At 62.5% G+C, this 17,517-nt stretch carries 21 protein-coding genes and 1 other RNA gene; 12 read left to right on the top strand and 10 right to left on the bottom strand.

Going from position 1 to position 17,517, the window contains the following annotated elements:
• The first annotated feature begins 23 nt into the window (after positions 1–23).
• Positions 24–1,166, top strand: coding sequence for a molecular chaperone DnaJ (dnaJ, locus tag OU993_RS06820; protein ID WP_268155622.1), 1,143 nt, complete (start codon positions 24–26; stop codon positions 1,164–1,166).
• Positions 1,167–1,230: 64 nt separating this feature from the next.
• Here the strand turns inward: dnaJ and OU993_RS06825 are convergent, their stop codons facing one another.
• From OU993_RS06825 to OU993_RS06835, 3 genes are read right to left on the bottom strand one after another with little or no spacing between them, the layout of a single operon-like run.
• On the bottom strand, positions 1,231–1,779 hold the full coding sequence (locus tag OU993_RS06825; RefSeq protein WP_268155624.1) for a DUF924 family protein: 549 nt from the start codon (positions 1,777–1,779) through the stop codon (positions 1,231–1,233).
• Between the two features lie 7 nt (positions 1,780–1,786).
• Positions 1,787–2,008, bottom strand: a complete 222-nt coding sequence (locus tag OU993_RS06830) for a SlyX family protein (RefSeq protein WP_268155626.1) — start codon at positions 2,006–2,008, stop codon at positions 1,787–1,789.
• A gap of 54 nt (positions 2,009–2,062) precedes the next feature.
• Positions 2,063–2,350: a hypothetical protein gene (locus OU993_RS06835; protein WP_268155628.1), complete on the bottom strand. Its 288-nt coding sequence runs from the start codon at positions 2,348–2,350 to the stop codon at positions 2,063–2,065.
• 176 nt (positions 2,351–2,526) lie between these two features.
• Between OU993_RS06835 and recF the strand changes: the two genes are divergently transcribed.
• The 3 genes from recF to OU993_RS06850 are packed head-to-tail and all read left to right on the top strand — an operon-like array spanning position 2,527 to position 4,922.
• A complete protein-coding gene (gene recF, locus OU993_RS06840; RefSeq protein ID WP_268155631.1) occupies positions 2,527–3,648 on the top strand; it encodes a DNA replication/repair protein RecF in 1,122 nt (373 codons plus the stop codon).
• Positions 3,649–3,682: 34 nt separating this feature from the next.
• Entirely contained in the window at positions 3,683–4,441 is a 759-nt protein-coding gene (locus tag OU993_RS06845; protein WP_268155634.1) for a molybdopterin-synthase adenylyltransferase MoeB, read from the top strand.
• Between the two features lie 4 nt (positions 4,442–4,445).
• Positions 4,446–4,922 (top strand): GNAT family N-acetyltransferase, encoded by a 477-nt coding sequence (locus OU993_RS06850; RefSeq protein ID WP_268155636.1) that lies wholly within the window; start codon positions 4,446–4,448, stop codon positions 4,920–4,922.
• 30 nt (positions 4,923–4,952) lie between these two features.
• Here the strand turns inward: OU993_RS06850 and OU993_RS06855 are convergent, their stop codons facing one another.
• Together OU993_RS06855 and OU993_RS06860 are read right to left on the bottom strand one after the other, a co-directional pair.
• Positions 4,953–5,453, bottom strand: coding sequence for a DUF3833 family protein (locus OU993_RS06855; RefSeq protein WP_268155638.1), 501 nt, complete (start codon positions 5,451–5,453; stop codon positions 4,953–4,955).
• A 121-nt stretch (positions 5,454–5,574) separates the two neighbouring features.
• A complete protein-coding gene (locus OU993_RS06860; protein WP_268155640.1) occupies positions 5,575–6,579 on the bottom strand; it encodes a 2-hydroxyacid dehydrogenase in 1,005 nt (334 codons plus the stop codon).
• Positions 6,580–6,737: 158 nt separating this feature from the next.
• On the opposite strand from OU993_RS06860, the gene OU993_RS06865 reads away from it, so the two are divergent.
• Complete coding sequence (locus OU993_RS06865) at positions 6,738–7,316, top strand: SH3 domain-containing protein (RefSeq protein ID WP_442792880.1); 579 nt, start codon at positions 6,738–6,740, stop codon at positions 7,314–7,316.
• Here the strand turns inward: OU993_RS06865 and OU993_RS06870 are convergent.
• The gene (locus OU993_RS06870) at positions 7,309–8,301 is read right to left on the bottom strand and encodes an adenosine kinase (protein WP_268155642.1); all 993 of its coding nucleotides are present in this window, start codon (positions 8,299–8,301) and stop codon (positions 7,309–7,311) included. The two genes, OU993_RS06865 and OU993_RS06870, sit on opposite strands and share 8 nt — an antisense overlap.
• A 277-nt stretch (positions 8,302–8,578) precedes the next feature.
• Between OU993_RS06870 and OU993_RS06875 the strand changes: the two genes are divergently transcribed.
• Complete coding sequence (locus OU993_RS06875; protein ID WP_268155645.1) at positions 8,579–9,526, top strand: AEC family transporter; 948 nt, start codon at positions 8,579–8,581, stop codon at positions 9,524–9,526.
• 84 nt (positions 9,527–9,610) lie between these two features.
• Here the strand turns inward: OU993_RS06875 and OU993_RS06880 are convergent, their stop codons facing one another.
• Entirely contained in the window at positions 9,611–10,189 is a 579-nt protein-coding gene (locus tag OU993_RS06880) for a c-type cytochrome (RefSeq protein WP_268155647.1), read from the bottom strand.
• 151 nt (positions 10,190–10,340) lie between these two features.
• Here OU993_RS06880 and OU993_RS06885 point away from each other — a divergent pair, with 151 nt between their 5' ends.
• The 3 genes from OU993_RS06885 (at position 10,341) to OU993_RS06895 (ending at position 12,999) form a co-directional block, all read left to right on the top strand.
• Positions 10,341–11,096: a 3-deoxy-manno-octulosonate cytidylyltransferase gene (locus OU993_RS06885; protein ID WP_268155649.1), complete on the top strand. Its 756-nt coding sequence runs from the start codon at positions 10,341–10,343 to the stop codon at positions 11,094–11,096.
• Positions 11,097–11,107: 11 nt separating this feature from the next.
• Positions 11,108–11,971: a prephenate dehydratase gene (locus OU993_RS06890; RefSeq protein ID WP_268155651.1), complete on the top strand. Its 864-nt coding sequence runs from the start codon at positions 11,108–11,110 to the stop codon at positions 11,969–11,971.
• Positions 11,972–12,084: 113 nt separating this feature from the next.
• The gene (locus OU993_RS06895; RefSeq protein ID WP_268155653.1) at positions 12,085–12,999 is read left to right on the top strand and encodes a DMT family transporter; all 915 of its coding nucleotides are present in this window, start codon (positions 12,085–12,087) and stop codon (positions 12,997–12,999) included.
• Here the strand turns inward: OU993_RS06895 and nudC are convergent, their stop codons facing one another.
• Together nudC and OU993_RS06905 are read right to left on the bottom strand one after the other, a co-directional pair.
• On the bottom strand, positions 13,000–13,962 hold the full coding sequence (gene nudC, locus OU993_RS06900) for an NAD(+) diphosphatase (RefSeq protein ID WP_268155655.1): 963 nt from the start codon (positions 13,960–13,962) through the stop codon (positions 13,000–13,002).
• On the bottom strand, positions 13,959–14,369 hold the full coding sequence (locus OU993_RS06905) for an HIT family protein (protein WP_268155657.1): 411 nt from the start codon (positions 14,367–14,369) through the stop codon (positions 13,959–13,961). The genes nudC and OU993_RS06905 overlap by 4 nt, the downstream gene beginning before the upstream one ends.
• Before the next feature lie 86 nt (positions 14,370–14,455).
• Here OU993_RS06905 and ffs point away from each other — a divergent pair.
• The 3 genes from ffs to OU993_RS06920 all read left to right on the top strand — a co-directional run bounded on the left by ffs (position 14,456) and on the right by OU993_RS06920 (position 16,887).
• Positions 14,456–14,552, top strand: an RNA gene (ffs, locus tag OU993_RS06910) — signal recognition particle sRNA small type.
• Between the two features lie 85 nt (positions 14,553–14,637).
• Complete coding sequence (locus OU993_RS06915; protein WP_268155659.1) at positions 14,638–16,539, top strand: DNA polymerase III subunit gamma/tau; 1,902 nt, start codon at positions 14,638–14,640, stop codon at positions 16,537–16,539.
• A gap of 24 nt (positions 16,540–16,563) precedes the next feature.
• Positions 16,564–16,887: a YbaB/EbfC family nucleoid-associated protein gene (locus OU993_RS06920; protein ID WP_268155661.1), complete on the top strand. Its 324-nt coding sequence runs from the start codon at positions 16,564–16,566 to the stop codon at positions 16,885–16,887.
• Between the two features lie 5 nt (positions 16,888–16,892).
• On the opposite strand, the gene OU993_RS06925 is transcribed toward OU993_RS06920, so the two are convergent.
• Positions 16,893–17,504: an MOSC domain-containing protein gene (locus OU993_RS06925; RefSeq protein WP_268155663.1), complete on the bottom strand. Its 612-nt coding sequence runs from the start codon at positions 17,502–17,504 to the stop codon at positions 16,893–16,895.
• Between the last annotated feature and the right edge of the window lie 13 nt (positions 17,505–17,517).

Raw genomic sequence — 17,517 nt, forward strand, 5'->3', positions numbered from 1 at the left:
CCCTTTCGGGAGCCGTTACCTCCATGGCAAAAGCTGACTATTACGAAACGCTGGGTGTCGGCAGATCAGCTGACGAGAAGGAGCTGAAAAGCGCCTTCCGCAAGCTCGCGATGAAGTTCCACCCGGACAAGAATCCGGGCGATGCGGAAGCCGAGAAGAAGTTCAAGGAGATCAACGAGGCCTACGAGACCTTGAAGGATCCCCAGAAGCGGGCGGCCTATGACCGCTTCGGCCACGCTGCCTTTGAACAGGGCGGTATGGGCGGCGGCGGTTTCGGCGGCGGCCAGGGTGGCTTCGGCGGCGCCGGTGGCTTCTCCGACATCTTCGAAGACATTTTTGGCGAGATGATGGGTGGCGGCCGTGCACGCCGGTCCTCCGGTGGTCGCGAACGCGGCGCCGATCTTCGCTACAACATGGAAATCTCGCTGGAAGAAGCCTATGCCGGCAAGACCGCGCAGATCCGCGTGCCGACGGCCGTGACCTGCGATGTCTGCTCCGGGTCGGGTGCCAAACCCGGCACGCAGCCGAAGACCTGCGGCACCTGCCAGGGCTCCGGCCGGGTTCGCGCCAGCCAGGGTTTCTTTTCGGTCGAGCGCACCTGTCCGACGTGCCACGGCCGCGGCCAGATCATTCCTGACCCTTGCACGAAGTGCCACGGTCAGGGCCGCGTGACCGAGGAGCGGTCGCTCTCGGTCAACATCCCGTCGGGCATCGAGGACGGAACGCGCATCCGCCTGCAGGGCGAAGGCGAAGCCGGCGCACGCGGCGGCCCGTCGGGTGATCTCTACATCTTCCTGTCGGTGAAACCGCACCAGTTCTTCCAGCGCGACGGGGCGGATCTCTACTGCACCGTGCCGATCTCCATGACGACGGCAGCGCTCGGTGGCACCTTCGATGTGGCGACGCTCGATGGCACCAAATCGCGCGTGACGGTTCCGGAAGGCACGCAGCCCGGCAAGCAGTTCCGCCTGAAGGGCAAGGGCATGCCGGTTCTGCGCTCGTCGCAGACGGGGGATCTTTACATCCAGATCCAGATCGAGACACCGCAGAAGCTGACCAAACGCCAGCGCGAACTGCTACAGGAATTCGAGCAGATCTCGTCCAAGGAGAACAATCCGGAATCCACAGGCTTCTTTGCCCGGATGAAGGAATTTTTCGAGGGTTGAGCCTTTTCGACGATCATCCAGTGATCATGTCAGACGCCGGCTCAGCCGGCGTTTGTCTTTTGGGCTACCCGGAAAAGCCGCCGGCCTGCAGATAGTCCATCTCCTCCAGCGTCGTCTGGCGCAGGAGAATGGTATTGCGGTGCGGAAAACGGCCAAAACGGCGGATGATGTCGCGGTGCTCGATTGCGAAGCGCATCGTCTTCTCATCCAGCGGTTCACAGAGACGACAGCAAAGCTCCTGATCGTCCAGCGCTTCGGAATGCATGAAGGGCAGATAGAAGAAAACCTTCAGCGCGTCCTCGACGCCGCCATCGAGCCCCTTGTCCAATGCCTGACGGGCATAATGCCGCGCAAGCGGGTCCGTCGCGAACATATGCGCCGTTCCGCGGAAACAGTTGCGAGGAAACTGGTCGAGAAGCAGGATCAGCGCCAGAGCGCTCTCCGACGCATCAAGCCAGGAGACCAGTTCCTGCCGGGCCGCGGCAAAATGCAGATCGCGGAAGCGGTCGTGAAAGGACGCGTCGAACTCCGCATCCTTGTCGAACCATTTGTCCGGCCCCGCCTCTCTCCAGAACGACAGAACTTCAACGACGGCCTCAAGCGATTGCGTCATGGCCGGCTCAGTAATGCGGTGGCTTGGTGATGGCAGGTGCCTCCAGCGAGGCCTCCTCCAGCGACAGGAAACGTTCCGTCAGGCGGTCGAGCTTCAGGCGGGTCTGATCCAGCACCGTCCATTGCTCTGCCAATTGCTCGGAGAGTTCCTCGATGGTCTTCGTCTGGTAAGCCACAATTTCTTCCAGCTTGGTGATGCGGTCGGGATCGGATGTCGGTTCTTCGGTCATGGTCTCTCTCCTATCTGAGTGGCCACGGGCTGAAAAGGTCCGAGATTCGCGCGGTCAGCGGAGGTCCTTCTTCCGCTTGTAGGGCATCAGCATGACGGCAGAGGCTGTCACCGCACCGGCAAAGGTGAAGGAAAGCGGTGTCGCCAGAATGAAGACCACCAGCCATGGATTGCGTGCCCGCGCAATGCGCGTGCCGAGATCGGCGAAATCGAACCAGATCATCGACAGCGCGATGGTCAGGCCCAGCAGAAAGCCGAAGACGGCGTTGATCGCCAGGAAGCGCAACATCGACCAGTGGTCTTCCCGTGCTTCCTCCGGTGTCAGTTCGTCATGCCTGCTCATTTCCGCCTCCCGGAACAGGTGAACTATCGCGAAGTCTAACATAAGATTCTGTTCCGAGTTCCATGGATTTTTTCGGCCACCTCAAGGCCTCGGCTTGTGGTGAACTTGGCCTGTCCCGGCTTGCCATCCCTCCTGCAAGAGGCTAGCTGCAGGGGATCAGAACCGCTCAAGGTACCATGGCTGAGAAGACCTTCCTCACACGGCTGAAGCTCACGGACTTCCGCAATTATGCGGAGGTTTCGCTTGGCTTCGACGCACGCCATGTGGTGCTGACGGGCGACAACGGATCGGGCAAGACCAATCTTCTGGAGGCCGTGTCATTCCTGTCGCCAGGACGCGGTCTGCGCCGCGCCGTTCTCACCGATGTCACACGCGTCGGTGCCACCGGCGGTTTCTCCGTGTTTGCCGAAGTCGTCGGTCGCGACGGAGAGGTTTCGATCGGCACCGGCATCGAGGCCGGCGAAGAGAACACCAGCCGCAGGCTGCGGCTGAACGGCACGCCGGCAAAATCCGTCGAGGAACTCTCCGATCATCTCAACGTGCTCTGGCTGACCCCTGCAATGGACGGCCTGTTTACCGGCGGGGCTTCCGACCGGCGGCGCTTTCTCGATCGCCTGGTCCTTTCGCTCGACCCAGCGCATGGGCGCCGTGCGGCCGATTACGAACGCGCCATGCGCGGCCGCAACCGGTTGCTTTCCGAAGGCCGGTTTGACCCGGCCTGGCTTTCTGGCATCGAGGTGCAAATGGCTGAGCTTGGTATTGCCATGGCTGCTGCACGGCGCGAGATGCTCGGGCTCCTGACGGCGCTGATTGCCCGCAGCAGCGAGCAGCCGTTTCCCTCGCCGCACCTGTCGCTTTCCGGTTTTCTGGATGACGAGGCGGACCGTCCCTTCGCAGAACTGGAGGATGTCTTCCTGGAGACATTGCGCGAAACCCGGCACCGCGATGCGGCTGCGGGACGCACGCTGACGGGGCCGCACCGCGTCGATCTGCTGGTGCGCCACCGGGACAAGGATATCGAGGCCGAGCGCTGCTCGACCGGCGAACAGAAGGCGCTGCTTGTCGGCCTCGTGCTCGCCCATGCGCGCCTGACGGCAGACATGACCGGTTATGCGCCTGTTTTGCTGCTCGACGAGATTGCCGCCCATCTCGACGAAGGCCGCCGCGCCGCGCTGTTCGATCTTGTGGATGGCCTTGGCGGACAGGCCTTCATGACCGGCACGGATCGTGCCATGTTTGACGCCCTTGGCGAACGGGCGCAATTCTTCACCGTCAGCCAGGGCCGTGTCCTGACCTGATTCCCAACACATAACCGACCAACCCGGACCTCTCATGGAAACGCTGACCCCGGACGAAATCGAGCGCTACAAGCGTCACATCCTGCTGCCCGAAGTGGGCGGCGAAGGGCAGCAGCGGCTGAAGGCCGCGCGCGTGCTGGTCATCGGGGCCGGCGGACTGGGCGCACCCGTGCTGCAATATCTGGCGGCGGCCGGCGTCGGCACGCTCGGCATTGCCGATGACGACCGCGTGTCGCTCTCCAATCTGCAGCGTCAGGTGATTCACGACAGCGGCACGCTGAACGACCTGAAGACGCAGAGCGCAGCCGAGGCAATTGCCCGCCTCAACCCGCATGTGCGGGTGGTGCGTTTCGAGGAACGCTTCGACGCCGCCTTTGCCTCGAGCCATCTGAAGCGCTTCGATCTCCTGATCGACGGTTCCGACAATTTCGACACGCGTTACGCCGCGGCCGATGCGGCGGAAGCGGCGGAAATTCCGCTGGTGACGGGTGCTGTCGGTCGGTTCGACGGAACGGTGACGGTGCTTGCCCCTTACGAGACGGACGAGGAGGGCCGGCTGAACCCGACCTACCGCGATCTCTTCCCCATCAAGCCACCGCAGGGGCTGTTGCCGAACTGCGCCGAGACCGGCGTGATCGGTGCGCTCACCGGCGTCATCGGCACGCTGATGGCGATGGAGGCGATCAAGGTGATCACCGGCATTGGCGAGCCGCTGGTCGGACGCCTGCTGAGTTATGATTCGCTCGGCGCAAGCTTCAACACGATCCGTTACCGTCGCCGGCAAAAGGCCTGAGACGATGGTCGAGATTTCCCGCATCGACACCCATTTCGACGACTGGGATGGTCTTCTCTCCCTGATCATGTCTGCCTTCGCCTACATGGACGGCGTGATCGATCCGCCCTCCTCCGCGCATCGGCTGACCGCCATTTCGCTGAAGGAAAAGGCTACCCAGGAGATCGGTTATGTCGCGACCGAGGACGGCCGCCTGCTGGGCTGCGTCTTCTGCCGACCGGAACCGGAAAGTCTCTATATCGGCAAACTTGCCGTGTCGCCGGATGCGCAGGGTAAAGGCATCGGCTTTCGCCTGCTGCAGACGACAGAGCAGGAGGCCGATGCGCTTCGCCTGCCGTTGCTGCGGCTGGAGACCCGTATCGAACTTATCGGCAATCACCAGCGGTTCGCGGCCTGGGGTTTTGCCCGGACGGCCGAAAAATCGCATCCGGGATATGACCGGGTCACCTTCATCGAGATGCAGAAGCCTCTGTCTCGATGACGATAAGACAGTGCGCCTTGTCGATGATCGTCATCGGCTGAAGATCACCTTCGTCCTGGCCACGGGCAGCAGATACTTCGTCACCCAGGCGGTGTTGACGAGCCGGCCATCCGGCTCCAGCACCATCTTGTCGTAAAACCGGACCTCGTTCGGTTTCGTGGCGCTGCCGAGATTGACCAGGTAATTGAAGCGCGCCACCTTGCCTTCGATCACCACATCCGTCGTGCCGATGACGTCTTCCCGCGTGCCCGTATAACGGCCGGGACCGATCTTGGTGAAGCGCCAGGTCTTGGTGTCCTTTTCACCGTCGGAGAATTTGAAATCCTCGCGAAGGACAAGCGTCTTGCCGTCCCAACGCCCGGTGAGGTCCACGGTGAAGGATCGTTTCACGCCATTGATGGCGCTGAACTCTCCCGTCGCCTTGGTTTTCCCCATAAAATACTGTTCAAGTGCAAGATCAGCCGCTTCCGCGGTCTGCGTTACCGTCGCCATCGTCAGCCCCATCGTCAGCCAGAATACACCCTGCTTCATGTCCGGCCTCCTTCCTTCATGGTGGGAGTTACGCGGCAGGGGGGCGACTGGATTGGCGAAGAAGGGTCAAGCCGGCGTGATCGGCTCCGACCGGCCGATCACGCCGATGAGGATGGAGGGGTCAGAGGCGGCTCGGCAGGACGCGGTTCGGCGGTCGATGGCCGTCGAAAAAGGTGCGGATGTTGATGATCACCTTGTCGCCCATGTCGATACGGCCTTCGATGGTCGCCGATCCCATATGGGGCAAGAGGACAGCCTTGCCTTCCTTGGCGAGCTTCAGGAGCTTCGGGTTGATCAGCGGTTCGTTGCTGAAGACGTCGAGGCCGGCGCCGGCAATCTTGCCGTCCTTCAGCAACTGGATGAGCGCTGTCTCGTCGATGATGTCACCACGGGCGGTGTTGACGATGATGCCGTGCGGCTGCATCAGCGCCAGACGGCGAGCCGACAGGAGATGGAATGTCGCCGGCGTCGAAGGGCAATTGACCGAGACGATGTCGACACGCGCCAGCATCTGGTCGAGGCTGTCCCAATAGGTAGCCTCCAGTTCCTCTTCGGTTGCCGGATTGACCCGTTTGCGGTTGTGATAATGGATCGACAGGCCAAAGGCCTTGGCGCGCCTGGCAACCGCGGTGCCGATCCGCCCCATGCCGACAATGCCGATCCGTTTGCCGCCGATCCGGTGACCCAGCATCCAGGTCGGCGACCAGCCGGCCCAGTTGCCGGGGTTTTCCGTCAGGACGCGCGATCCCTCAATCAGACGACGCATGACGGCAAAGATCAGCACCATGGTCATGTCGGCGGTGTCTTCGGTCAGCACATTCGGCGTATTGGTGACGGTGATGCCCTTTTTTGCCGCCGCGTCCACATCGATGTGATCGACACCGTTCGAAAAGCTGGCGATCAGTTTCAGCTGCGGCCCGGCAGCATCGATCAGTTCCGCATCGATGCGGTCGGTGACGGTCGGAACGAGAACATCGGCGTGTTTGGCCGCCTCCTTCAGCTCATCCGGCGAGCGCGGTGTGTCATCGATGTTCAACGTCGCGTCGAACAGTTCGCGCATCCGGGTTTCAACCGCATCCGGCAGCTTTCGGGTGATGTAGACCTTGGGCTTCTTCCTGGCGGTCATGGGCGTCCTTCAAAGCTCGTTCAGAACTCGTTAACCAAGATCGGCGACATTCGGCGGATCAGGCGTTTTCTACCAGACCCGTCGGCGAAGACAAACAAAACCTCGTTGCGCCGGGTTCGCGCCGCCCTGTCGGACGAGCGCTGGACGCTCATCCGCATATGAAGATCTCGATGAGAAACCACATGCGTCGTTCCTTGCGTCTTACCTGTGTCGCCCTTTTTCTGGCCGTTACGGCAACCTCCATGGGGGCTGTGACGGAACATGCGCCTGTACACGCCCAAGGAACCTCCAAAGGGGCGAGCGGCCTGCCGCTGCCGCGTTTCGTCAGTCTGAAGTCCCGTCGCGTCAACATTCGCATTGGTCCCAGCACCGATTACGCGGTCTCCTGGATGTACACGAAGGAAGGTCTCCCAATGGAGATCATCCAGGAATACGAGAACTGGCGGCGGGTGCGCGATGCGGATGGAACCGAAGGCTGGGTCAACCAGGCGCTTCTTTCCGGCGAGCGGACAGCCGTTGCCGCTCCGTGGATGAAAGGCAAGGGCAAGGACATCTTCGTCAACATGCGCCGCGAGGCACAGCCCAGTGCCCCGATCCTCGCCAGGCTGGAGCCTGGCGTGATCATGCGCATCAAGGAATGCAACGGCACCTGGTGCCGGGCGGAAGCCGGCTCCGTGGAAGGCTGGGTCAACCAGGGCGAGATCTGGGGCGCCTATCCGGGCGAGGCCTTCAAATAAGGCCTGCCTCCGCGGCTGCGTCCTTCAGTGAGGTCATCGGCCGCGGGCCGATCTGCTGGATGACGATGCCGGCCGCCAGGCAGCCGAGCTTGCCGCATTCTTCCAGCGATTTGCCATTCGTATAACCGAAGAGGAAACCGGAGGCGAAAAGATCGCCCGCACCGGTCGTATCCACCAGGCGATCGATGGCAATCGCGTCGACCTTCACCCGTTCGCTGCCGCGCACGATGATGGCACCGTCTTCGCTGAGCGTCACCGCGGCGAGTTTGCAATCACCGGCGATCTTGTCGAGAGCCAGATCGAAATCCTCGGTCTCGTAAAGCGACAGCGCTTCCTGCTTGTTGGCGAACACGATGTCGACGGTGCCGGATCGCATCAGATCCAGGAACTCCTCGCGATAACGACCGACACAGAAGGAATCCGACAGGGTCATCGAGGTTTCCCGGCCATTTGCGTGGGCAATGCGGGCGCATTCGCGGATCGCTTCCTTGGCACGCGGCGGATCCCACAGATAACCTTCGAAATAGGTCACCTTCGATTCGGCGACCACTTCAGGCTCGACATGTTCGGGCCCCAGATCAACGCAGGCGCCGAGATAGGTGTTCATCGAGCGCTCGCCATCCGGGGTGATGAAAATCATCGAGCGGGCGGTCGGCGGAAACGTGCCATCCGGCTTCGTTTGGTAATGCACGCCCTGGGCGCGGATGTCGTGCTGGAAGATCTTGCCGAGTTCGTCCTCGGCAACCTTACCGAAATAGGCGGCGCGACCGCCGAAATTCGCCACACCGGCTGCGGTGTTGCCGGCGCTGCCGCCGGAGGCTTCATGGGCCGGCCCCATCAACGAATAGAGAAGTTCGGCCCGTTCCGCATCGATCAGGTTCATCGCGCCCTTGATGATTCCGTTCTGGTTGAGGAATTCATCCTCGCAGCGGGACAGAATATCCACGATCGCATTTCCAATGGTCAGAACGTCGAACTTGCTCATCGAGCCACTCATCTCCGGTTTCAAGCCTCCTTTCCTAATAAGGATTTCGTCCCCAAAGCAAAGGAAAAACGACTGCTTTCCCGGCTCGTCATTCATCCGTCATGGGAACCGGCTAAAAGATCCACATCGGATCGCCCATCGACCACGGATGAACTGGCGATGGGCGGTTCCGGTACCAATGCCAGGTCGATTTTTGCCGGCGGCATCGATCTCGATTTGTACGGTTTGCCCATATCCGCTACATCGAAGGCTTCTGTGTCGTGAAAGCCTTCCTCGCGTGTCTGCCGTCTTCCTCAACGTCGCTCCCATATTCCTGCTCATCCTGCTCGGATGGATCGCGGCTCGCACAGGACTGTTGCGGGAACAGACGGGGGATGGTCTGGCGGAATTCGTCTTCAAGGTCGCACTTCCCGCCCTGATCTTCCGAACGCTTGCGGAAGCGCATTTCCAGGGCGCTTCTCCCTTCCGGCTGTGGGTCGCCTATTTCGGCGGTGTCGCGATCACCTGGACAGTCGGCCATCTGATGGCCCGCCACCTCTTTGCCCGCGACGCCAAGATCGGCGTGATCGCCGGCATGTCGTCGGCCTTTGCCAATAATGTCTTTATCGGTCTGCCGCTGGTCGGGCGATCGGTCGGCGAAGATGGTATCGTCGCGATTTCCATTCTGCTCGCCGTGCACCTGCCCTTCATGATGGTGGTCGGCACGATTTTGATGGAGCATGCGAGCGCCAAGGAGGACGGTAGGGAGCGGCAAGGTCTGCTGGCGGTCATCCGCCAGGTCGCGGCGAACCTCGTGCGCAATCCGCTCGTCATCGCGCTCACCCTCGGCATCGGCTACAATCTGACGGGGATTGGCGCCCTGCCGGCCGTGGTGAAAAGCGTCGTGGACCAGATCGCCAGCGTGACCGCGGGTGCGGCACTGATCTCGCTCGGCATGACGTTGCGCAAATATCCGGTGAAGGGAAATCTGGGCCTTGCGACCGTCATGGCGCTGCTGAAGCTGACCCTGCTTCCGGCCAGCGTCTTCGCCCTTGCCCAGATCCTCGGCCTCTCGAAAGCCTGGACCGCCGCCATGGTGCTGACGGCCTCCGTTCCGACGGGCATCAATGCCTGGATCCTTGCGGTCCGGTTTCAGTCCGGCGGCAGCCTGGCGGCCTCCGTCATCAGCATCACGACGATCTTCGGCATCGTCACCGTCAGTTTCTGGGCCTGGGTCCTCGCCTGAGCAGGTGCCCGGCACACATGAAATCCCGACGCAAAAAAGCCCGGCACGGGACCGGGCTTTTGGTTATCTCTCCACCGTGACGTGTCAGTTCGTCGCGGGCGCCGCTTCGGCATTCGGATCCGGCAGCGGAGCCGGGTTGTCCGACAAAGACCGCAGATAGGCGATCAGGTTTGCCCGCTCGTCATCCTTCTTCACCCCGGCAAAGCCCATTGCCGTGCCGGCGATATAGGCCTTCGGAGCCGCCAGGAAGTGGTTCAGGTGCTCGTAGTCCCAAACCACGGTGCCGCCCTTCGAAAAGTCCTTCATGGCTGCCGAATAGCTGAAGCCTTCATGCGTGGCCATCGGACGGTTGACGAGATCCCAGAGATCCGGGCCGACCTTGTTGGGTCCGCCCTTCTCCCCGGAATGACAGCTTTGACACTTCTTGAAGACGGTCGCACCGGCGGCTGCATCTGCGGTTGCCATCAGTTTTCCGATCGGAACAGCGGCGGCAGCGGCCGCTTCACCGGTGCCGCTTGCCGGCGCCTCTTCAGCAACGATCGCAAATCCTGGCTTCTCCGGCGCTTCGGAATGGAACAGCCCTTCCGAGGCGATCGAGACAGACATCATGACAAAGACGGTACTGAGCAAGGCCCCCACAGCCATGTTCGTATAGGCGTTCATCCGCTAAAAGCTCCTTCCCACCCGCTGGAATCGCGAGCGTCCCACCTTGAAATCCCTTGAAAGCTATGCCTTTTGCGACACTGGTGCAACCTGAATCAGTGCACGCCCCCTGAGACCTTTTGCCATCCTGGGGGATGCCAGGAAGACATTGATGCGCAATCCGGAATCCGACAAAACGCTCGTTCTGATCCCCGCCCGCATGGCGTCCACACGCCTGCCCGGCAAACCGCTTGCCGATATCGGCGGCGCCCCCATGATCGTACAGGTTGCCCGGCGTGCCCGGGAGGCCGATCTCGGGCGCGTCATGGTTGCCGTGGACGACCAGAGCGTTTTCGACGCAGTGCGCTCTGCCGGTTTCGACGTGGTGATGACGAGGGTCGATCACCAGTCCGGTTCCGATCGCATCCATGAGGCACTGCAGTCCGCCGATCCGGACGGACGCTTCGAATACATCATTAACGTGCAGGGCGATCTTCCGACGATCGAGCCGGAAACAATCCTGGCATCGTTCAGGCCGATGCAGGAGCCTTCGGTGGATATCGCCACGCTCGCGGTCGAGATCCACGACGAGGACGACAAGGTAAATCCGAACATCGTCAAGGTGATAGGCTCGCCTCTTTCGGCGGAACGACTGCGTGCGCTGTACTTCACCCGCGCCACCGCCCCTTATGGCGAGGGCCCGCTTTACCATCACATCGGCCTTTACACCTATCGCCGCCGGGCGCTCGAACGCTTCGTCACGCTTGGCCCCTCCGTGCTGGAACTGCGCGAAAGGCTGGAACAGTTGCGGGCGCTGGAAGCCGGCATGCGCATTGATGTGGAGATCGTTGACTCCGTGCCGCTCGGCGTCGATACTCCGATCGACCTCGACAAGGCGCGTGCGATCCTCGCCAGCCGTTCCCTCTGATGGACATTCTGATGGTTTCGAAAACCAACCGCATCGCCTTCCAGGGCGATTTTGGCGCCAACTCCGACATGGCCTGCCGGGACATGTTCCCGGACATGGAGCCGCTGCCCTGCCCGACCTTCGAGGATGCCTTTACCGCGCTTGAAAGCGGCGAAGCGGACCTGGCGATGATCCCGATCGAGAACACGCTCGCCGGCCGTGTGGCGGATATCCACCACCTTTTGCCCGAATCACGGCTGCATATCATCGGCGAATATTTCATGCCGATCCGTTTCCAGCTGATGGTTCTACCGGGCGTCGCGCGCGACGAGATCCGCACCGTGCACAGCCATATCCATGCGCTTGGCCAGTGCCGTAAGATCATCCGCTCGAACGGCTGGAAGGGTGTCGTCGCCGGCGATACGGCCGGTGCCGCCAAACTGGTCGCCGAGCGTGGCGACCGCTCGATGGCAGCCCTTGCGCCCCGCCTCGCCGCCGGTCTCTACGGGCTGGAAATCATGCAGGAGAATGTCGAGGATTCGGAAAGCAACGTCACCCGCTTCGTCGTGCTGTCACGCGACGAGCACTGGGTGAAGCGCCAGAGCGAAGCGGACCTGATCGTCACCACCTTTGTCTTCAACGTGCGCAACATCCCCGCCGCGCTCTACAAGGCGCTCGGCGGTTTTGCCACCAACGGCATCAACATGACGAAGCTGGAAAGCTATCAGATCGGCGGCAAGTTCGTCGCCACCCAGTTCTATGCGGATATCGAAGGCCATCCGGACGATGCACCGGTGCGCCGCGCCTTGGAGGAACTGCGGTTCTTCTCCGAAAAGGTACGCATTCTCGGCACCTATCTCGGCCATCCGATGCGGCGTTCGCTGCACGACGCCTGACCAAACCTTCCGTTTCGCCGGGGGAGACCTCCCCCGGCACCTTTCCGATCGTGTTCGCCTGCGGTGATCAGCGCGCCCTCCCGCGTCATCCTGCAGCCGGCAAAGGAGTTCCAATGCTGCTCGGGATTCTCGCAGGCCTCACCACATGCGCCCTGTGGGGCCTTACCTTTGTCGCTGCGCGGCTGGTTCACCCGTTCACGCTGTTCGACATCACCATCGGCCGTTATGCGATCTTCGGCCTCACCTGCGCGCTGACCATGTTGCACCCGCGTTTTCGCCTGCAGGGTGTCGGTGGCCAGCGGATCTTCATCGGCATGATGCTCGGCGTGATCGGTTATGTCGGTTATTTCGTGCTGGCGTCGCAGGCGGTACTTCTCGCGGGCGCCGTCGTTCCGCCGCTGATCATCGGCATCATGCCGGTCATCCTGCCGGCGATCGCCAATCTGATGGACCGGTCCGTCGACTGGCAGCGGCTCGCGCTGCCGCTTTTGATGATCGCCGCCGGCATTGCCGTCGTGAACGTGGAACTGGTGGCAAAACTCGATCTCGACGGGCAGCGGATGATGCTGGCGGGTGCCGGCTGCGCGGTTGCGGCCCTGCTGGTCTGGGTGCTCTACGGCATCATCAATGCCAGGATCATGCGCTCGCCGAACCCGCCCACCGCCATGGACTGGACGAACCTGCACGGGCTCGGCGCGCTGGCCGGTTCGCTCGTCCTGATCCCGATGGCCTCCAACACCTATGCCACCGCCTCGACGGATCAACTGCTGCATTTTCTCGCCTGGGCGGTGGTGCTGGGCATGGCCGCCTCCTGGCTGGCCACCTGGTGCTGGAGTTTTGCCTCCAACCGCCTGCCGCTGACACTGACGGCCCAGCTGATCGTGGCGGAAACCGTGTTCGGGCTGATCTTCGGGCTGATGCTCGACCACCGGTGGCCGACCGCTTCCGAAGCGATCGGCGCGACCCTGCAGATCGCCGGCGTCTCTCTCGCCGTCCATGCGTTTACCCGGAAGCCGAAAGCCGGATAACTACCGGCTCCACTCCACCCAGTCGCGCATCAGGCGGTGGGCAATCGCGCCGCGCGGCGGTGCAAAGGGCCCCTCGCCAGCCGGATCGGCCTCCAGCATCGCGGCGACCTCGGCACGGCTGAACCAGCGGCAGTCGGCCAGTTCCTGCTCGTCGCGGCGGATCTCGTGCGACAGTGCCTCGGCATAATAGCCGATCATCAGCGAGTGCGGCATTGGCCAGGGCTGCGAGGCGTGATAGCGCACGCGCCCCGTCTCGATGCCGGATTCCTCCAGCGTCTCGCGGCGCACGGCGTCCTCGATCGTTTCTCCCGGTTCGACGAAACCCGCCAGCGTCGAATACATGCCGGGTGCAAATTGATGGCCACGCCCAAGCAGCACGCGGTCATTTGCCACATCCACCGTCAGCATGATGACAACCGGATCGGTGCGGGGAAACATCATGTGGCCGCAGGCGGGACAGCTGCGCTTGTAGCCGCCGAGCTGGCTCTCGCTCTTTGTGCCGCATTTGCCGCAGAAACGGTTGGCGGCATTCCAGTGAGTGAGGCTGAGGGCCTGCGCCACCTCACCCAGCGTTTCCTCGTCCAGCAGGCTGTCGCGAAAGGCCGAACGGGCATCGGTGATCTTGAACTGGCTTTCCAGCTGCTCCAGCGGCATCGTAAGGCTCACCGCAAGCCGAGGTTCGCCATTCTGGCGGTAACCGAGCAGGATCAACGTCTCCATGTCCGGATGCAGGCCTGCCAGTTCATGTTTGGCAAACAGCGCATCCAGCACCTGGTCGTCATGTTTGAGCACCAGTTTGCCGCCGGCAAGCACCAGAATATGGGCGCCATCATGGGCAACGGCCTGTTCCAGGCAGTCCTCCGTGCGGTGTTCGGCAGCACGATCCAGGCGATTGCCGGAAAAGGCGGTCAGCCGGCTGGCTTCCGGATGCGGCGCATCCGTTTCGAAAAGAGAAATGCTCATGGGGACATCGCTTCGTTGAGCGCCTTGAGAAAGGCCTGTTTTGCCGGATCATCGTAAGGAACAGCCGTGCCGAAACCCCAGATCGGGCCGGGCCAGTTGGCATCGCCCTCGTTGCGCGCCACCACATGCACATGCAGCTGGGAAACGACATTGCCAAGCGCACCGATATTGATCTTCTTTGCGCCGGTGACCTTTTTCAGCGCTTCGCCGATCATGTTTGTCTCGAAGGTGAGCATGGCCTGATCGAGCGGCGCCAATTCGAAGATCTCGGTCTTGTCGGCCCGCTGCGGCACCAGCATCAGCCAGGGCCAGCGGCTGTCCTTCAACAGGCGCAGCTGGCAGAGGCCGAGAACGGTCACCAGCTCCGAATCCCGCGCCAGCCGGGCATCCAATTCAAATGCGCTCAAGGTGTCCTCCGCGTTTTTGTCTCTGCTAGCAGTTTTTTGACGGCTTGGCTTGCATTTGCTGCGCGAAACGACGATATGTCCCCTCGGGAGGTTGGTGGTGGACGAGCCACTCGCCAACCGGGTCAGGTCCGGAAGGAAGCAGCCCTAACGAGCCCGGCACGGGTCGCCGTGCCAGCCTCCCACCTTCTAACTCTTTCATGGTCAGCTTCCGGTCCGGCCGTTTGGCTGGTCAAAGGCTGGGATAGCCAAGCGGGGCTGGCGGGACTTGATGAGCGACACCGGGCTGACAGTTTCGGGAACGACCGCAACCGGGAACGCCGGCTACCGCGTTCTGGCACGCAAATATCGCCCCAAGGATTTTTCGGACCTGATGGTCGGCCAGGAGCCGATGGTCCGCACCCTCACCAACGCCTTCGAGACGGGCCGCATCGCCCAGGCCTACATGCTGACCGGCGTGCGCGGCGTGGGCAAAACGACGACCGCCCGCATTCTGGCCCGAGCACTGAACTACAAGACCCCCGAGATCGACAAACCGACCATCGACCTGCGCATTCCCGGCGAACATTGCCAGGCGATCATGGAAGGCCGTCATGTCGATGTGATCGAGATGGACGCGGCCTCGCATACCGGCATCGACGACATCCGCGAGATCATCGAGCAGGTGCGCTACCGTCCGGTCTCGGCGCGCTACAAGGTCTATATCATCGACGAAGTGCACATGCTCTCGACGCAGGCCTTCAACGGTCTCTTGAAGACGCTGGAAGAGCCGCCGGAGCATGTGAAGTTCATCTTCGCCACCACCGAAATCCGCAAGGTGCCGATCACGGTTCTCTCGCGCTGCCAGCGGTTTGACCTGCGCCGCATCAGTGCGGCCGATCTCGTCGGCCTGTTTTCCGCGATCCTCGGCAAGGAGGCGATTGCCTTCGAACCGGAGGCGCTGGCGATGATCGCACGCGCAGCGGAAGGTTCCGCCCGTGACGGCCTCTCCCTGCTCGATCAGGCGATTGCCCATGGCGGCGGATCGGTGCAGGTCGAGACCGTGCGCGGCATGCTGGGCCTTGCCGACCGGGCGCGCATCGTCGATCTCTTCGAACATGTGGTCAAAGGCGACGTGCAGGCCGCGCTGCACGAGTTTTCCGCCCAATACGAGGCGGGCGCCAACCCGGTCGTCGTGCTGACGGATCTCGCCGATTTCACCCATCTCGTCACCCGCATCAAATATATCCCGGAAGCCGGCAACGACCCCTCGCTCAGCGAAGTGGAGCGGGTGCGCGGTGCAGAATTTGCCGGCAATGTCGCCGTCACCACGCTGTCGCGGATGTGGCAGATGCTGCTGAAGGGTATTCCGGAGGCGGAAAACTCCTCGCGTCCGGCCGGTGCCGCCGAAATGGTGCTGATCCGCTTGGCGCATGCCGCACATCTGCCCTCGCCAGAAGATGCCGCACGTCGGGTGGCCGATCTGCTGAACGGCGGCGGTGATGCCGGCCCTTCGGCTCAAGGTTCGGGTAATGGCGGTCCGCGGGCAAGCCTTGGCGGATCTCCGGCCACGATGGCACGCGGCGCAGACCAGACACCCGCTCCGCGCATGGCCTCCAACGGTGGCTCGGGCGGACCGACGGCGATGCTCGCCGCTGTCCCGTCGACGCCGCAGCCGATGGCCGTTGGGCGCACGGAAGAGCGGCCGGCAAGCCAGCCCGCCGCCGCGCCGGCACCGAAGGTGCCGATCACCTCGCTGTCGGACATCGCCGACCTCTGCACCAAGAACCGCGATCCGAAACTGAAGGCGCTGCTGCGCAGCTTCGTGCGGCTGGTCAAGCTGGATCCCGGCCGGCTGGAAATCAACCTGCCACCGGATGCGCCGAAAAGTATCGTCGGCGACCTGCAACGACGGCTGGAAGAGTGGACTGAAACCCGCTGGATGGTGATCCTCAGCCGCGAAAAGGGCTCACAAACGCTGGCCGAGGTGGACAGCGAAGTGCGTGAGGCACGGCTGATCGATGCCAAGGCCGATCCGGATGTCGCGGCCATCCTCAGCCAGTTCCCCGGCGCCCGCATTACCGACGTGCGCATCCGGGTGAGCGAGGACGACGAGACCGAAGAGGTCAAACCGTCGGCGACGATCGAAACCGACGAGGGCGACATTCTGCCCGGCGACGACATGGAATTCTGACAGGAAACGAGAAGGAGCGACCCGATGCGCGACATCATGGGCATGATGGGCAAGGTCAAGGAAATGCAGGCCAAGATGGAGCAGATGCAGGCGGATATCGCCGCGCTCGAAGTCGAGGGCAAATCCGGCGGTGGCCTGGTGGCCGTGCGCATGACCGGCAAGGGCGAAATGCTGGGCCTGAAGATCGACCCCTCGCTGTTCAAGGAAGACGAGGTCGAGATCCTCGAAGACCTCGTTATTGCCGCGCACAAGGATGCCAAGGACAAGGCCGAGGCGCTCGCCGCCGAAAAGACCCGCGAACTGACCGCCGGCCTGCCGATCCCGCCCGGCATGAAGCTGCCGTTCTAAGTACGTCAGCCCGATAAAGCTGCCCGCAGCCTTTCGCTGATCGGGAGAGCCAGGAGGTGAGCGCGCTCTTCGTCGCTCACCTGCTTCGTCACCAGTCCCAGCAGGTACGGCATTGTGACGGATTGCCCGTCGAAGGGGATGTGGGTGACTGGATCGCCGGCCCGCATCGTCCCGTTGCGCAGGACCCGGGCATAAAAGCCCGGCCTCGCCATCTGGTAGAACCGACGGGCAAAGCGCGGATCCCCCATGCGGGCCGAAAGCGTCGCGCACGGCGTGCGCGTCGAGGTCACCTCCAGCAGGATATCCTCCGTCTGAAACCGGTCGCCGACCCGCACGATCCGGCTGTCGAGCCCGTCGATCACCAGGTTTTCGCCGAACGTGCCGGGTTCGACGGTTTTTCCCAGTTCGGCCGACCAGGCCGCCAAATCCACCGAGCCCAGCCCGTAAACCGCCTGGTCCGGCCCGCCGTGATGTTTGCGGTTCAGCACCGAATCACCGAGCAGCCCGCTCTCGTCGATCAGGACGGCACCGCTGACCGGACCCTTATTGAGACCGGTCTTATAGGTCCTGCCCGGCACTTTCTCCGGTCGTCCGATGCAGATGGCGCTGACTTTCACGAGAGATGCCTCA

Origin of the sequence: Rhizobium sp. SL86, assembly GCF_026672545.1 — a bacterium.
Lineage (GTDB): Bacteria > Pseudomonadota > Alphaproteobacteria > Rhizobiales > Rhizobiaceae > Neorhizobium.

Bases quoted from the DNA above. Each gene is read 5' to 3' on its own strand.
- dnaJ (WP_268155622.1), top strand. From the start codon at position 24: ATGGCAAAAGCTGACTATTACGAAACGCTGGGTGTCGGCAGATCAGCT.
- OU993_RS06825 (WP_268155624.1), bottom strand. From the start codon at position 1,779: ATGACGCAATCGCTTGAGGCCGTCGTTGAAGTTCTGTCGTTCTGGAGA.
- OU993_RS06830 (WP_268155626.1), bottom strand. From the start codon at position 2,008: ATGACCGAAGAACCGACATCCGATCCCGACCGCATCACCAAGCTGGAA.
- OU993_RS06835 (WP_268155628.1), bottom strand. From the start codon at position 2,350: ATGAGCAGGCATGACGAACTGACACCGGAGGAAGCACGGGAAGACCAC.
- recF (WP_268155631.1), top strand. From the start codon at position 2,527: ATGGCTGAGAAGACCTTCCTCACACGGCTGAAGCTCACGGACTTCCGC.
- OU993_RS06845 (WP_268155634.1), top strand. From the start codon at position 3,683: ATGGAAACGCTGACCCCGGACGAAATCGAGCGCTACAAGCGTCACATC.
- OU993_RS06850 (WP_268155636.1), top strand. From the start codon at position 4,446: ATGGTCGAGATTTCCCGCATCGACACCCATTTCGACGACTGGGATGGT.
- OU993_RS06855 (WP_268155638.1), bottom strand. From the start codon at position 5,453: ATGAAGCAGGGTGTATTCTGGCTGACGATGGGGCTGACGATGGCGACG.
- OU993_RS06860 (WP_268155640.1), bottom strand. From the start codon at position 6,579: ATGACCGCCAGGAAGAAGCCCAAGGTCTACATCACCCGAAAGCTGCCG.
- OU993_RS06865 (WP_442792880.1), top strand. From the start codon at position 6,738: ATGAAGATCTCGATGAGAAACCACATGCGTCGTTCCTTGCGTCTTACC.
- OU993_RS06870 (WP_268155642.1), bottom strand. From the start codon at position 8,301: ATGAGCAAGTTCGACGTTCTGACCATTGGAAATGCGATCGTGGATATT.
- OU993_RS06880 (WP_268155647.1), bottom strand. From the start codon at position 10,189: ATGAACGCCTATACGAACATGGCTGTGGGGGCCTTGCTCAGTACCGTC.
- OU993_RS06885 (WP_268155649.1), top strand. From the start codon at position 10,341: ATGCGCAATCCGGAATCCGACAAAACGCTCGTTCTGATCCCCGCCCGC.
- OU993_RS06890 (WP_268155651.1), top strand. From the start codon at position 11,108: ATGGTTTCGAAAACCAACCGCATCGCCTTCCAGGGCGATTTTGGCGCC.
- OU993_RS06895 (WP_268155653.1), top strand. From the start codon at position 12,085: ATGCTGCTCGGGATTCTCGCAGGCCTCACCACATGCGCCCTGTGGGGC.
- nudC (WP_268155655.1), bottom strand. From the start codon at position 13,962: ATGAGCATTTCTCTTTTCGAAACGGATGCGCCGCATCCGGAAGCCAGC.
- OU993_RS06915 (WP_268155659.1), top strand. From the start codon at position 14,638: ATGAGCGACACCGGGCTGACAGTTTCGGGAACGACCGCAACCGGGAAC.
- OU993_RS06920 (WP_268155661.1), top strand. From the start codon at position 16,564: ATGCGCGACATCATGGGCATGATGGGCAAGGTCAAGGAAATGCAGGCC.